The sequence below is a fragment of the Rhodoferax sp. genome (assembly GCF_028714215.1).
In the GTDB taxonomy this organism is placed as follows: domain Bacteria; phylum Pseudomonadota; class Gammaproteobacteria; order Burkholderiales; family Burkholderiaceae_C; genus Rhodoferax.
This window is the reverse complement of the sequence record NZ_JAQTMS010000032.1, coordinates 44,932-58,975: the sequence shown is the minus strand read 5'-3', so window position 1 is coordinate 58,975 and position 14,044 is coordinate 44,932. Positions and strand designations below refer to the sequence as shown.

The following is a 14,044-nucleotide window of genomic DNA, read 5'->3' as shown; positions in this document are numbered from 1 at the left end:
TGGGACCAAAAAACAGCCAGTATTCAACGCCGTCAGTCATATCCCAGGACACCGTGACCGACGATTCACCGGCGGTGACGGCCAGCCCGCTTGGCGCCGGAGTCGGATCGCCGCTATTGCAAGCGACCAACAGCAGTGCGGCGATCAGCGCGGCGAAGAACAACTTGAAAGAACGGAAAATCATAAATGGATCCAAATCAATACTGGTTTCATTATCGAATATTTTCGGATGGCCGCTGGGCCAGAGCCGGGCACGCAAGTCTAGAAACGCTCATGGGCTTGCAAATAGCGCCAGCGGCCCATTGGCAAATGAGCCAGGGCAACGCGCCCGATGCGGATCCGTTTCATGCTCAGGATTTTCAGATTGACCCGTTGGCACAGATAGGCCAGCAGGCCGGGATGGGTCCCCTTGACGGCAAAACGCAGCTTGCTCTTGCCCTCGCCTGCGCTGTTGACGCTGACTTTGACGCGCGGCAAGGGCCTGGCGTCTGAGCTCAGTCCGTGGTTCAGTCGCGCCAGCGTGTCGGGGCTGGCGCTACCTTCGATCTCGACGATGATTTCGTGTTCGATCACGCCGGCGTCTTCCGTCAGCTTGCGTGCCACCCGCCAGTCCTGGGTGAACACCAGCAGGCCGCTGGCGCCGGTTTCCAGCGGCACCGGTGAAATCAGCGCGGCAAAGTGCCGCTTCAGAAGACGCATTCCCGACGGATCGTCCGGATCGCGTGTGCCGGCTTCTAGCAATTGCCGCGCCGCCAGCGGTGCGTTGGGGGCCGGGCGAACCCCGGCCGGCATTTCCGCGCCATCGTCATAGCCGGCTGGCTTGTGCAACAGCAGTGTGACCGGCACGCTGGCCATCAGGCTGGCGTTTTTGTCGAGCTCGACTTTTTGCCGGGCGACCCGGAATTGCGGTTCTTCCACCACCTGACCGTCGACCCGCACCCAACCGCCTTCGATGTACTGTTCGGCTTCACGGCGCGAGCAGGGGAGCATGGCCGCGACACGCTTGGACAAACGTTCCTCGGCCGCGGCGGCTTCGGGCTGTGGTTTCTTGTCGGCAATCATTGGCAGGATGTTAACCGTCGTCGCGCCTTACCAACTGAGGGGGTCCAGGCGATAGAAAAGCGTCAGTTCACGGTACAGCGCTGGGTGCTCCTGGGCCATCCGCCCGGGCTGCTCAAAAAACACTTCCGAGATCACGGCAAAAAATTCCGCCGGGTCGCTGGCGCCGTAGTCGCTGAACAAGGTCTCTTCCCGCTCCGATGCCGCCATTTGCAATTGCCTGAATTCGGCCCCCAGCACCTGCGACCAGCGCGCGTACTGGTCGCGCCGCGGCAGCACCGGTGCGCCATTGGCGGCGCCGGTTTCCTGGTCCAGTTGATGGGCAAATTCGTGGATCACCACGTTTTGACCGTCGTCCGGCGTGGCGGCGCCGACCAGCGTGTCGTGCCAGGACAGGACCACCTGCCCGCGCTCCCAGGATTCGCCCGCCAACACCTGGCGCGCATGGTGGGCGACGCCGATGCCGTCGGTGTGCTCGCGCTCGACCACGAAGCTGCCGGGGTAGACCAGGATCTCGCGCAGTTTCGGGTAGTAGCCGCGCGATCGGTTAAGGATCAGCAGGCAGGCCTGCGCGGCAATCGTCACCCGCATCTCGTCGGTAACCGTCAGACCATCGCAGCCGATGAAGTTCTTCTCGGCCAGAAAGACCTGGATGTGGCGTTTGAGTTGCAACTGCAAGTCGACCGGCAGGCTGCGCACGTAGGGCACGCGCTGCTTGAGTATCTCGCGCCAGGCGGCGGGGAAGGGACGCTCGCGAATCCGCTGGCGTTTGCGCTCGGTCAGGTAGGGCTGGCCCAGCAGCCACAGGACAAATACCAGGGCCAGGCAGGAAACAATGAGTGCTGGCAAAGTCTGTCCCCCGGGTGAAAAGTTACAGGCCTGTAGCTGGGAACGAAGCCTGCTCTTTCAAGAGTCGGGTGTTCGGCGCCGATTTAACGCGTCAAGACTGCGTTGCCTCGATGCGCGCTACATGCGCCAGCAGCGAGCGCTTGGCGACCGGCCACATCTGTTGCGGGACATCGTCGTAGGCGTGCGCCACCCACTCGTCGGGTGTGCCGCTGGGGTGGGTTTGCATGACCTGCAAAATCCTGGCCTCACGCTGCAGGCGATGGGCCTTGAGGCGGGCGATGGCGTCAGCCGCTTCACCGGCATAGCCGCCGATGACGTGGCCGTGCGCCGGCAGTATGAATTCGACGGCGTGCTGGGCACAGGCGGCGCTCAGCAGGTCCAGCGAATCGATGTAGCGCGTCATGTCGCCGTCTGGCGGATCGATCACCGTGGTGCTGCCACTCAGGACATGGTCGCCGCTGAACAGCAAACGGTCTTCCAGCAACAGCAGGCATAGATGGTTGGCGGCGTGGCCGGGGGTGTGCAATACCTTCAGGGTGTGCGTGACGGCAGCGTCCTGAGCCCAGCCCGAGAGTGTCAGCAGTTCCTCGTGTTGTAGCGCGCGATCGGGTGTGAATTGGCTGTGCTGGCGCGCGCTGGCAGCCGAGGGCAGACCCAGGATCGGCGGTGGCGGCGCACACATGGTTTGCAAGGGCGCGGCGCCGGGTGAATGGTCCGGGTGCGAATGGGTGCAGACGATCATGCGGATGTCGCCGGCGGCGGCGCGCCACAGTTTTTCCAGGTGCTCGGGGTCGGCCGGGCCGGGGTCGATGGCGATATAGCCGGTGCCGGGGTCGCCCACCAGATAGCTGTTGGTGCCGGGGCCGGTCATGGCGCCGGGATTCGGGGCGGTCAGGCGCAGCACGTTTTTCAGCAGCGCCACCGGTGTTTCCGACTGCCAGTCCAGCGCATGCACGATTTGGCCGTCGGGGCAGACCAGCGCCAGCTCGCCGTAGGGCAGGTCGTGCTCCATGTAGCGCGCCTCGCGGCCGGCCAGCAGACCGGCGCGCGGGCAACTGGTCCATAGCGGTTGCTCGGTGGCGGCACAGGCCCGCAAGACGGCGTCCACCGTCTCGTAGGTCAGCAGCCGTTCCAGCGTGCGTATGGTCGGGAAGATGATGAAAAACTGGCCTTCCTGGTGCCGTGTCAGTGCGTCCTGCGGGCGCACCCAGACCGGCTCGAATTGTTCCGACTCGTCGGCCACCGGTGTTTGCCCCTCGGGCATGCGCGCCACCAGAAACGGCACGTCAAAACGGCGCGCCAGGTCGCGGTCGGTGATCCAGTGGGCCAACACAAAGACCTCGTCCGCGGCCAGCGTCAGACCACGGCGCTGGCATTGGGCGGCAAAAGGCCTGGCGCGGTCCAGCGCGGCAATGTCGCTGTGCTCGGCCAGGCTGCCGTCGTTGCGGCGCGCCAGCAGCACGCCCAGTTCCTCGAAGCTCTCGCGGATGGCGGCGATGGCTTGCGTCAGGTGCAGATCGCTCTGCGTCGCGCGCCGCTTTGCCTGGGCGTGGCTGGCGGCATCCAGCGCGTCCACGCCGCCACCGGGAAAGACATAGGCGCCCGGCGCAAAGCTGGCCGTCATGGAGCGGCGCGTCATCAGCACTTCAATGCCGCGGGCGCTGTCGCGCAACAGCAGCACGGTGGCGGCGGGACGGGTAGCAACGGGTTCGCGCTGGGGGTGCAGGAGTTGGTTGGGGCGTGCCATGAAGTGAATTTTGCAACCAAAATCAGTGCGCCGGGTGTCGCGACGGTGATGTTTGCGTAAACCCCATGCTGAATTTGTGAATCGCCAGCGTATGCTCTGCGACCGACAGTCGATTATTGAACGGAGACCAACAATGAAATGTCAAACATGGGGCCGGCTTGTGGCCATCGCCATCGCAATCTGCGTGACAACGCCGCTCAGCGTACAGGCCCAGGTCTGGCCAAGCAAACAGCCGATCAAGCTGGTGGCGGTGTTCCCGCCGGGCGGCTCGGTCGATCAGGTGGCCAGGTTACTGGCTCAACCCCTTTCCCAGCAGCTCGGGCAAAGCGTTATTGTCGATAACAAGGGTGGCGCCTCCGGCTCGATTGGTGCCGCCGCGGTCGCGGCGGCACCGGCCGATGGCTACACCTTTGCCGTGGTGTTTGACACGCATGGCGTCAATCCCAGTTTGATTCCGGGTCTGCCGTTTGATTCGAAAAAGGACCTGACTCCGATTGTGCTGATTGGCACTGGGGCCATGGTGCTGGCGACCCAGGCTGAGTCGAATTTCAAGACCTTTGCGGATGTGGTGGCCGCTGCCAAGTTAAAGAGTGGCGTGAACTACGGCTCCATTGGTTCGGGCAGTTTGGGTCATCTTGCCATGGCCTTGCTGGGCAAGAGCGGTGGCTTGGAGTTTCAGCACATTCCGTACAAGGGCGGCGGCCCCTTGATGAACGATGCCCTGGCCGGGCATGTTCCCCTGGCGATCGGTTCGGTGTTTCTGGTCAAGCCCCATATCGACGGCAAGCGCCTGCGAGCACTGGCCGTGACCACCAGCAAGCGTTCAGCCAATTTGCCCGACGTTCCGACGCTGGCCGAGAGTGGTTTTGCAGGTTTTGATGCTCCCGCCTGGTGGGCCGTGCTGGCGCCGGCCAGGACGCCCCCCGAGATCGTCAAGCGCATGAACGAGGAAATCAACAAGGCCTTGCGGCTGCCCGACGTCGCCAAACGGCTTGACTCCCAGGGTATCGATGTGGTCGGCGGGTCATCCGATGCCGCCCGGGTGTTTATTGAGAAGCAGATGGATGTCTGGAGCAAGGTGGTGAAGGACAACGGGATCAAGGCGGAATGAATGTAGCCCCCACGCTTGCCACTGCGTGTGCTGCGCTGCCCCCCCCGGGGGCTAATTTTCCTTGGGGCGGCCCGGCGGAAAATTTTCCTTCTCCGGCGTCACGCCCAGCGCCATCAGAAACCGCGCCACCATGTTGTAAGTGGCAATGGCACTGGTCAGCTCGACAATCTGCGTCGTGTCAAAGTGCTCGCGCAGCGCGGCGAATAGCAGGTCGTCCACAGCCACGTTCAGCGTCATCTGTGCGGCGTACCGGACCACCAGCGTTTCCAGTTCACCCAGCAAAGCGTCCGCGGGAACGCCCAGCGGGTCGGTCTTGACGAAGACATTGAGGGCGTCAAGCTGAGCCTGCGTGCCGCCGGCAGCCAGAAAGTCGGGTGCGTGGTGATGGTATTCGTAATGCGCGCCGGTGAGCAGGGCAACGGTGCAGATACCCAGCTCGCGCAGGCGGCGGTCGGTGGACAGCTCGCTGCGCACGGCTTTCAGGAAGACGTTCCAGCCGCGCGCCAATGGCTCGCTCCAGAGCAGGGCTTTGTCGAGGTTGAGCAGGCTGCCGCCGCGGCGTGCCAGGATGGCCTGGACCAGTTCCTGGGGCTGAGGTTTGAGGGTGCTGCTCCAGTCAGGGATGCGCATGGTTTTCTTTCAGAAGAGTGTCGAGGATAAAGGGATAATTCCCCCATGCGAATTTCATTCACCAAAATGCAGGGCGCAGGCAACGACTTCGTGGTCCTGGACGAGACCCGGGGCCGGCTCGGCTTGACCCCTGCTCATTACCGTTTTCTGGCCGATCGGCATTTTGGTGTCGGCGCGGACCAGATCTTGACGGTGCGCCCGTCCCCGGCCCCGGGCATCGATTTTGAATACGTCATCCACAACGCCGATGGCGCCGAGGTCGAGCAGTGCGGCAACGGCGCGCGCTGCTTCGCCCGTTTTGTGCGCGATCGGGGCCTGTGCGACAGGGACACGATCCGGGTGCAGACGCTGGGCGGCGTGATCGAGCCGCAACTGATGCCCGATGGGCGGGTGCGGGTCAACATGGGGCGGCCAGTTTTCGAACTGGCCGAGATTCCGTTCGAGGCCGGCATCCTGCAAGCGCAGGCCGCTGGCGCCTGGCAACAATGGCCGCTGCGCCTGGGCGAAGGGGCTCAGGCCAGCACCGTCCTGGTGGCACTGGTGTCCATGGGTAATCCGCATGCGGTGCAACTGGTGGACGATGTCGACAGCGCGCCGGTGCAGGCGCAGGGGTCCTTGATTGAGCACCACCCGAGCTTTCCAAGACGGGTGAATGCCGGCTTCATGCAGATTGTGGACCGGGGGCACATCCGCCTGCGGGTGTTCGAGCGCGGCGTGGGTGAAACCCTGGCCTGCGGCTCGGGGGCTTGCGCGGCGGTGGTGGCTGGCATCCGGCTGGGACTGCTGGACGATACGGTGGAGGTGCAGGCGCGCGGCGGCCTCTTGACCATCGCTTGGGCCGGCGGCGGCGCCAACGTGCTGATGACCGGGCCGGCGACCACAGTTTTTCATGGCGAAATTGATTTGAGCGAGAACTTATGAACACTCCATTGACCCATCCCCTGACCGAAGACGATATTGCCAACTACCTGGCCAATTCGCCCGACTTTTTTGAGCGCCACGCCGAGCTGCTGGCTGCCGTGGAACTCAGCAGCCCGCACAGCACGCGCGCCGTCAGCCTGCAGGAGCGTCAGGCCAGCATGTTGCGCGAAAAAATCAAGGGGCTGGAACATCGCATCATGGACATGGTTCGCAACGGCAACGAGAACCTGATCCTGTCCGACAAGCTGCTGCGCTGGGCCGGCAAGCTGTTTCAGACGACCGATGCGATGACCCTGCCGGACCAGATTGCGCGCCAGATAGCCCAGCAGTTCTCGGTGCCCCAGGTTGCCATCAAGGTCTGGGATGTGGCGCCGCAGTTTGCCCAGGCCGACTTTGCCGGTGGCGTGAGTGATGACGTGAAACTGTTCGCCTCCTCGTTGACGGAGCCGTTTTGCGGTGTCAACACCGGTTTTGAGGTGGTCGGCTGGTTGGCCGATCCGCTGTCTGCCACCTCGCTCGCGATCCTGCCCTTGCGCAGCGAGCCGCTGGGCGGCGCGGCAGCGGCGTTTGGTCTGCTGGTGCTGGCGTCGCCGGACGCGCAGCGTTTCAACAGCACCATGGGCACCGACTTTCTGGCCCGCATCGCCGAGCTGGCCAGCGCCGCGCTGTCAAGATTGAGATAAGTTGTTGGGGTCAGATCCGGATTCAGGACCACCATGTGCCCGCAGTACAGCCATCCCGAACGAAATCGGACTCTGACCCCAAATACGTCAGCCGCAGCGCCGGGCCGCCCCAAGCAAGGCACGGCCCCCTCGGGGCTGAGCCCTGCGGCTCCCGATGTGCCTGCGCACATCGGGACAGGGCGAAGAGATTCTGCCTCTGGCAGTGGCATGTCCAGCGCAGCACACGAAGTGGCAAGCGTGGGGGCTCACTTGACCGAGGCTTATCTGGAGCACGTGCGGGTCGAAAAGCGTCTGGCGGCGCGTACCGTGGAGCTGTACTCGCTGGACCTTCAGAAGCTGACGGACTATGCGGCACAGGCGAAGGTCGACCTGCTGGCGGTGCAAAACAGCCACATCCGGCGCTGGGTGGCGCAAATGCATGGCGCTGGTCGTAGCGGCCGTGGCATTGCCCTGATTCTGTCGGGCTGGCGCGGGTTCTATACCTGGCTGGGGCGCCAGGGTCTGGTGGCCAGCAATCCGGTGCAGGACGTGCGCGCACCCAAGGCCGGCAAGCCCCTGCCGAAAGCCTTGAGTGTGGATCAGGCGGTGCAACTGGCCAGTTTTCAGAGCGACAGCCTGGACCCCTGGCTGGAGGCGCGCGACGCCGCCATCGTCGAGCTGCTTTACGGCGCCGGCCTGCGCGTCGGCGAGTTGACGGGGCTGGATGTGCTGGCCGGTGCCGGCGCGCGCGGCTGGATCGATTTGCAGGCCGCCGAGGCCCATGTATTGGGCAAGGGAGCCAAGCGGCGCACGGTGCCGGTGGGTGCCAAGGCGCTGGCGGCCTTGCAGCACTGGCTGGCGCTGCGCGACCCGACGGTCGGCCAGGCGGAACAGAGGGCGCTTTTTATCGGCCGCAACGGCACCCGCCTGAGTGCCCAATCGATCTGGCAGCGCCTGCGTCGGCGTGGCTTGCAGGCCGGGCTGGCGACGCCGGTGCACCCGCACATGCTGCGCCATTCGTTCGCCAGCCACCTGTTGCAGTCCAGCAGCGATTTGCGCGGGGTGCAGGAGTTGCTGGGCCACGCCAGCATCACCACCACACAGGTCTACACCCGGCTCGATTTTCAGCACCTGGCCAAAGCCTATGATGCGGCTCATCCACGCGCCAAGATCAAGTAATGGCGGCGCCGTTTTTCTAATTTTTCGCCGTCATTTCGGCGACACTCCAGCTCATACACGGAAAGGTACTTTATGCGCAGTCAAATAATGGTTTTGCTGGACAAGGGGCTTGAATTCCATTTTCACGTCGAGGAAGGCCCACCGATGGCACACGATGTGGCGCGGGCCTGGCTGGATGCCCAGTTCACGGCACTGGAGTGCGAACCGCTGCGTGCCAGCGGCAAGGTGTTGACGGCCGACAAGGTGCTGCGGGTGTCCGAGGCCGCCGGCGCAGCCTGGTTCGAGAACCCGAAATGGTCATCCGAATACGTCAAGGCGGTTCATGGGGCGTTGCGGAAACCCATGATCCGGGTCGACGTCCCGGCGATGGCGATCACTTACTGACCTTTTGCCCCGCCCTGTCGGGGCTGCGCGAGAAAAAGGTTTGGCGCTGGTGCATCGGCGTCTGGCCCGACAATTGGCCTATGAAAACTATTCGTTTGAGAGCCGGCAAGGAGCGCTCGCTGCTGCGCCGCCATCCGTGGATTTTTGAGTCCGCCATCGCCAAGGGCGCCGCCGACCCTGGCGAGACGGTGCGGGTGGAGTCGCACGAAGGCCAATTTCTGGCCTGGGCCGCCTTCAGCCCGGCGTCGAAAATCCGCGCCCGGGCCTGGAGTTTTGACGAGGCGCAGCGCATCGATGCTTCTTTTTTTACCGCCGCCTGTGCCCGTTCTGTCGACGCTAGAGCCCGCTTCGACATCCAGAGCGATGGCCTGCGGCTGGTTCATGGCGAGTCCGATGGTTTGCCGGGTCTGATCGTGGACCGCTATGGCGCCACTCTGGTGGCGCAATTTCTCTCCAGCGGCGCCGAGCGCTGGAAAGAGGTGTTGACGCAGGCCTTGCTGGCGGCGACCGGACTCTCCAAGCTGTATGAACGCTCCGATGCCAGCGGCCGCGAGCGCGAGGGTCTGCCGCTACGCACCGGCTGGTTGCGCGGCAGTGGCGCGACCGATCTGCTGTTGCGCGAGCACGGCTGGCAGTTGGCGGTCGATATTGCCGGCGGACACAAGACCGGCTTTTACCTGGACCAGCGCGACAGCCGCAAGAAGTTTGCTGACACCGCCCGGCGCCTGAGCTTTGAGCGCGTGCTCAACTGCTATTGCTACACCGGCGGCTTCACGGTGGCGGCGTTGACCGGGGGCGCGGCCCATGTCACCTCCATAGACTCCTCCGGCCCCGCCATTGAGAAGGCCGCCGCCAATGTGGCCCTGAACGGTTTTGCGGCCAGTCGGGCCAGTTTCATGGATGCCGATGTGAACGCCGCCTTGCGCCAGTTTGGCGCTGATGGCAAGACTTTTGACGCGATCGTTCTTGATCCGCCCAAGTTTGCGCCGACGCTGGCGCATGCCGAGCGCGCGGCGCGTGCCTACAAGGACATCAACCGGCTGGCGTTCAAGATTCTGGCGCCCGGTGGTGTTCTGTTCACCTACTCCTGCTCGGGCGGCATCAGCGCCGACCTGTTTCATAAAATCGTCGCTTCGGCCGGCATTGACGCCGGCGTCGACGGTTATATCGTCGAGCGCCTGGGCGGCGCGCCGGATCACCCGATGACCATCAATTTCCCGGAAGGCGAGTACCTCAAGGGGCTGGTGGTGATGCGCAAATGAGCCAAAGTCAATTGCCCGCTACACTCCCCTCCTTCACGACCGTCCCAATCGATTGACAGAAACGATGAGTCTCATCCCTGCAACCATACTGACGGGCTTTCTCGGCTCGGGCAAAACCACGCTTCTCAAACGGGTTCTGGAAGAGGCGCACGGGCAGAAAATTGCCGTCATTGAAAACGAATTCGGCGAAGAAAACATAGACAACGACATCCTGGTATCCGATACCAAGGAGCAGATCATCCAGATGAGCAATGGGTGTATTTGCTGCACCATCCGCGAGGATTTGCGCGAGGCGCTGCAACTGCTGGCGGCCAAGAAGCGCAAAGGGCTGCTCGATTTTGACCGCGTAGTGATCGAGACCACTGGTTTGGCGGACCCCGGCCCGGTAGCGCAAACCTTCTTCATGGACGATGAGATAGCCGAGAGTTACCTGCTGGACTCGATCCTGACGCTGGTCGACGCGAAACACGCGCAAGTGCAGCTTGACGAGCGCCAGGAGGCCCGCCGTCAGGTCGGGTTTGCGGATCAGATCTTTATCAGCAAGACCGATCTGGTATCCGGTGATGAGGTGGCTGCGCTGATGCACCGCTTGAAGCACATGAACCCGCGCGCGCCGCAAAAAGCGGTGCATTTTGGCGAGGTACCTCTGGCCGAGGTGTTTGATCTGCGCGGTTTCAATCTGAATGCCAAGCTTGATATTGATCCGGATTTCCTCAAGGAGGATGAGCATGAGGGACACGATCATGCGCCGGGCGAGCACTGCGACCATCCGTCGCACCAGCATGGCGGACATCACCACGCCCATGACGACGACGTGAAGAGTTTTGTTTTCAAGTCGGAGCGCGCCTTTGACCCTGCCAAACTGGAGGATTTTCTGGGCGCCATCGTCAATATCTATGGTCCGCGCATGCTGCGTTACAAAGGCGTGCTGCACATGAAAGGGACTGACCGCAAGGTGATTTTCCAGGGCGTTCACCAATTGATGGGCAGTGATCTGGGGCCGGCCTGGGCCAAGGATGAAAAACGTTCCAGCAAAATGGTGTTCATCGGCATTGACCTGCCGAAGGACATTTTCTTGCAGGGCATGGCGCAATGTCTTGTCTGATGCGGCTTTAAGAACAAGTTCTAAGTCGTGAGGTCGGAAGCAAGATGTTTGTCTCGATTTTGCAACTTATGGGTTTCACCCCGGGTAAACCGGTAAACTCGCGCGCCAGCCAAGTTCAGCAAAACAAGCATTCAAAGGCTTGTATTGACGAGCCAAGCCCCAAAAGTAAGGTGTTGGACTCCGCGGCCAACGCAAAGCGAAGGTCCATCAGCGATGTACATGCGCAGCCAGATGCTGCGAGGAGACGAGAAGTGAAAGCTCAAGCCGGGAAAGTCAAAGTGGTGGCTAAAGTGGTCAAGGCGGTGGCCAAGGCCAAGCCTGCGGTGAAAGCTGCGGCCAAGCCCCCTGCAAAACCGGTGGCGAAAGCCAAGCCGCCCGTCAAGAAAGCGTCGCCGGTGAAAGTCCCAGCGAAGGCCGCCGCGGGGGCCAAGGAGCGCAAGCCGGCCGCCAAAGTGGTGCCCGCCAAGGGGGTCAAGTCGGCTGCGGTCAAGGCGGTCAAAGCCAAAGCAAAAGTCAAAGATAAAGTCAAAGAGAAGGATTCTGTGAGAACGATGATCGCGAAAGCAGCAAAGCCCCAGCTGGTGGCACCCAAGCCCAGCGCCGTGCCCCCGGTGTCGGCCGTCAAGACGGTGTTGCCAACACCAGGCCCGGTAACCAGTTCTGCTGTACCGGCCAGGGCTGGCCGACCCTCTTCCCGGCTGGCGCAATTGACCGTGCCCTCGATGGCACAGTCGGTCGCCTCAACCGCCGCCAAGGCCAGTTTTACCCAAAGTGTGGTGTCCCCTCTGATTGTTCCGCCGCTGGCGTCGTCCATCAAGAAAGATCCCAAACTTGCCAACAACTGGAAAGCCAAGGCGGTTGAGCAACTGAGCGACGCCGAGGTGATCGCCATGCCCGACGATGAGTACATGAACGAAACGCAGATGGCGTTTTTTCGTCTGCGCCTGATCAAGCTCAAGAGAGACATTTTGAGCAACGCCGGCGAGACCACCGAGCATTTGCGGGAGGACACCGTGGTGGTGCCTGACCCCGCGGATCGGGCCACCATCGAGGAAGAACATGCGCTTGAACTGCGTACGCGGGACCGGGAGCGCAAGCTGTTGAAGAAGATTGAACAGTCGATAGCGCGCATAGACGCTGGCGATTACGGCTATTGTGATGAGACCGGTGAGCCCATTGGCGTCGGGCGTCTGTTGGCGCGCCCGACCGCCAATCTGTCGCTTGAGGCGCAGCAACGGCGTGAACTCAAACAGAAGATGTTTGGAGATTGATGGCCTGTTGTTAGTGGTTTTTCAACCTACTGTGCAGCCCCATGGCGACTAAAGGTACTACCGCTGGTTTGTTGTCCAAGGTGGCCAAGTTCGTTCGTCACCCGACGAAGGACTGGTCAGAGCTGGACAAGATCGAGTCCGAGTCCGAGCCGGAACCGGAGAGAGGCTATAGCAAGCAGTCGCTCAAGGAGATGATCGAGCGCAAACGGCAAAATGATTTTGTCCGTCGGCGGGAATTTGATGAATTGCGCAAATTGCGTCGCAACGGTCCGGTGATCCGGACCGATCTGGCGGGTCGCCCTTCTTTCTTTCAGGGCACCACCACCACCTCCAATCTGGACGAGCGGGCCGAGACGATCAAGAAGATTGATGAAATTGAAGCCCAGATGTCCAAGCAGTGGTGGAAGGGCAAGCAGGACGAGACCACTGTCAACGGTACCAATTTCCCGATTTCCGGCAACCTGCCATTGCCGGCGAGTGTCGGTACGCCGATGACCGCCGCACCGGGCGGTGGCGCCAACGCTTTTGCCGATGGGTCGGCGTCGGCGGCCGGCGACGCTGGCGATGGGGGACGAAATACCGACTTTGAAGCCACGCAGATGGGCATGACGGAGCCGGCTGGGGTCGTCAGTACCGAATTGATGCCCGAGATGATGGTGTTCAAAAGTTCGGCCAGCAAGAGTCCCGAGTCCAGCATCAGTGGCTTTACACCCTCCAAGTTGTTCTCCATCGAGATGGGCGACAGTCTGGCCGATACGGACATGGAAGAGGCGGCGATCCGTTTCGCCAATGGTGATGATGTGGGCGCCGAGGCCGGTTTGCTGGCGGCCCTGAAGTCGGACAATATTCGTCCGGAGTCGGCCAACGGCTGGGCCGCAGCCTTGTTTGACCTGTACCGCGCGACCGGACAGCAGGACAGTTTCGATCGCGTCGCCATCGAGTACGCACAACGCTTCGGGCACTCGGCGCCGGCGTGGTTTTCCACGCCCGACTTATTGGGGCGCAAAACTGCCGCGGCGCCACTGGAGCAGCTTGCGCAGTCGGCGCAAGTGACGCAGGTCGTATGGGAGTGCCCGGCCGAGCTTGATTTTCAGGCCTTGCAAGCCATGCGTGCAAGCTTGTCGCGCTCGCCTGAGCCCTGGCATCTGAACTGGAGTCGGCTCAAGACCATCACGCCCGATGCGGGCGAAGCCCTGGCCGACTTGTTCAGCCAGTGGTGTGTGCAACCGGTGATTTTGCATTTTGACGGCGCCGATGTGCTTGAGAAAATCATCAGGTCGTTGACCCCCTCGGGCGACAAGGGGGTTCCCCTGTTCTGGTGGCGACTGCGCCTGGATGCGCTGCGCATCATGCGCTTGCAGGACGAGTTCGAATTGGCGGCGCTGGACTATTGTGTCAACTATGAAGTTTCACCGCCGCCCTGGCAGAACGCGCAATGCCAGTATGTTTCCGAGCGGATGAATCCAGCCAGTCGGGTCGAGGATGGCGACGAACTGATGCATGGCGTGGCGGTCTCCGACTTCCATCTTCAACCGGGTGAAGAGGGCACCGAGCTGATGGAATTTGACGCGCAATCGGCCGTCATCGAACTGGCCGGCGAGGTGCTGGGTGACGCGGCGGAGGCGCTGGACAAACTTCAGGACGGGCTCAAAGGCGCCAAGCGCCTGATAATTTCCTGCGACCGGCTGATACGGGTCGATTTTTCCGCCGCCGGAAGCATTCTTAACTGGGTTGCCGCGCGCGAGGCCGAAGGCTGTCATGTCCAGTTTCGCGATGTGCCGCGCTTGGTGGCGGCATTTTTCAACGTGATCGGCATCAACGAGCATGCGCGGGTCATATTGCGCACCAGTTGATTTTTACGGCG

General features: G+C 62.3%; 14 protein-coding genes. 9 read left to right on the top strand and 5 right to left on the bottom strand.

Annotated features, from left to right (window positions below; genetic code table 11):
• The 4 genes from PHS32_RS15060 to PHS32_RS15045 all read right to left on the bottom strand — a co-directional run.
• Positions 1 to 259 (bottom strand): hypothetical protein (locus PHS32_RS15060; protein WP_301079849.1); only part of this gene is annotated, 259 nt, incomplete at its 3' end.
• A 2-nt stretch (positions 260 to 261) separates the two neighbouring features.
• Positions 262 to 1,062 (bottom strand): RNA pseudouridine synthase, encoded by an 801-nt coding sequence (locus PHS32_RS15055; RefSeq protein WP_301079848.1) that lies wholly within the window; start codon positions 1,060 to 1,062, stop codon positions 262 to 264.
• Between the two features lie 27 nt (positions 1,063 to 1,089).
• Entirely contained in the window at positions 1,090 to 1,908 is an 819-nt protein-coding gene (locus tag PHS32_RS15050) for a M90 family metallopeptidase (RefSeq protein ID WP_301079847.1), read from the bottom strand.
• Between the two features lie 91 nt (positions 1,909 to 1,999).
• The gene (locus tag PHS32_RS15045) at positions 2,000 to 3,655 is read right to left on the bottom strand and encodes an MBL fold metallo-hydrolase (protein WP_301079846.1); all 1,656 of its coding nucleotides are present in this window, start codon (positions 3,653 to 3,655) and stop codon (positions 2,000 to 2,002) included.
• 133 nt (positions 3,656 to 3,788) lie between these two features.
• Between PHS32_RS15045 and PHS32_RS15040 the strand changes: the two genes are divergently transcribed.
• On the top strand, positions 3,789 to 4,766 hold the full coding sequence (locus PHS32_RS15040; protein WP_301079845.1) for a tripartite tricarboxylate transporter substrate binding protein: 978 nt from the start codon (positions 3,789 to 3,791) through the stop codon (positions 4,764 to 4,766).
• Between the two features lie 51 nt (positions 4,767 to 4,817).
• On the opposite strand, the gene PHS32_RS15035 is transcribed toward PHS32_RS15040, so the two are convergent.
• Entirely contained in the window at positions 4,818 to 5,396 is a 579-nt protein-coding gene (locus PHS32_RS15035) for a carboxymuconolactone decarboxylase family protein (protein ID WP_301079844.1), read from the bottom strand.
• A gap of 45 nt (positions 5,397 to 5,441) precedes the next feature.
• On the opposite strand from PHS32_RS15035, the gene dapF reads away from it, so the two are divergent.
• From dapF to PHS32_RS14995, 8 genes are all read left to right on the top strand, one after another.
• A complete protein-coding gene (gene dapF, locus PHS32_RS15030; RefSeq protein ID WP_301079843.1) occupies positions 5,442 to 6,317 on the top strand; it encodes a diaminopimelate epimerase in 876 nt (291 codons plus the stop codon).
• A complete protein-coding gene (locus PHS32_RS15025) occupies positions 6,314 to 7,000 on the top strand; it encodes a DUF484 family protein (RefSeq protein ID WP_301079842.1) in 687 nt (228 codons plus the stop codon). The genes dapF and PHS32_RS15025 overlap by 4 nt, the downstream gene beginning before the upstream one ends.
• Positions 7,001 to 7,207: 207 nt before the next feature.
• On the top strand, positions 7,208 to 8,158 hold the full coding sequence (locus PHS32_RS15020) for a tyrosine recombinase XerC (protein WP_301079841.1): 951 nt from the start codon (positions 7,208 to 7,210) through the stop codon (positions 8,156 to 8,158).
• Positions 8,159 to 8,230: 72 nt separating this feature from the next.
• A complete protein-coding gene (locus PHS32_RS15015) occupies positions 8,231 to 8,542 on the top strand; it encodes a hypothetical protein (protein WP_301079840.1) in 312 nt (103 codons plus the stop codon).
• An 80-nt stretch (positions 8,543 to 8,622) separates the two neighbouring features.
• Positions 8,623 to 9,804: a class I SAM-dependent methyltransferase gene (locus PHS32_RS15010; RefSeq protein ID WP_301079839.1), complete on the top strand. Its 1,182-nt coding sequence runs from the start codon at positions 8,623 to 8,625 to the stop codon at positions 9,802 to 9,804.
• 64 nt (positions 9,805 to 9,868) lie between these two features.
• A complete protein-coding gene (locus PHS32_RS15005) occupies positions 9,869 to 10,909 on the top strand; it encodes a GTP-binding protein (protein WP_301079838.1) in 1,041 nt (346 codons plus the stop codon).
• Between the two features lie 44 nt (positions 10,910 to 10,953).
• Positions 10,954 to 12,180 (top strand): RNA polymerase-binding protein DksA, encoded by a 1,227-nt coding sequence (dksA, locus tag PHS32_RS15000; protein WP_301079837.1) that lies wholly within the window; start codon positions 10,954 to 10,956, stop codon positions 12,178 to 12,180.
• Positions 12,181 to 12,221: 41 nt separating this feature from the next.
• Positions 12,222 to 14,033, top strand: coding sequence for an STAS domain-containing protein (locus tag PHS32_RS14995; RefSeq protein WP_301079836.1), 1,812 nt, complete (start codon positions 12,222 to 12,224; stop codon positions 14,031 to 14,033).
• The last annotated feature ends 11 nt before the right edge of the window (positions 14,034 to 14,044 follow it).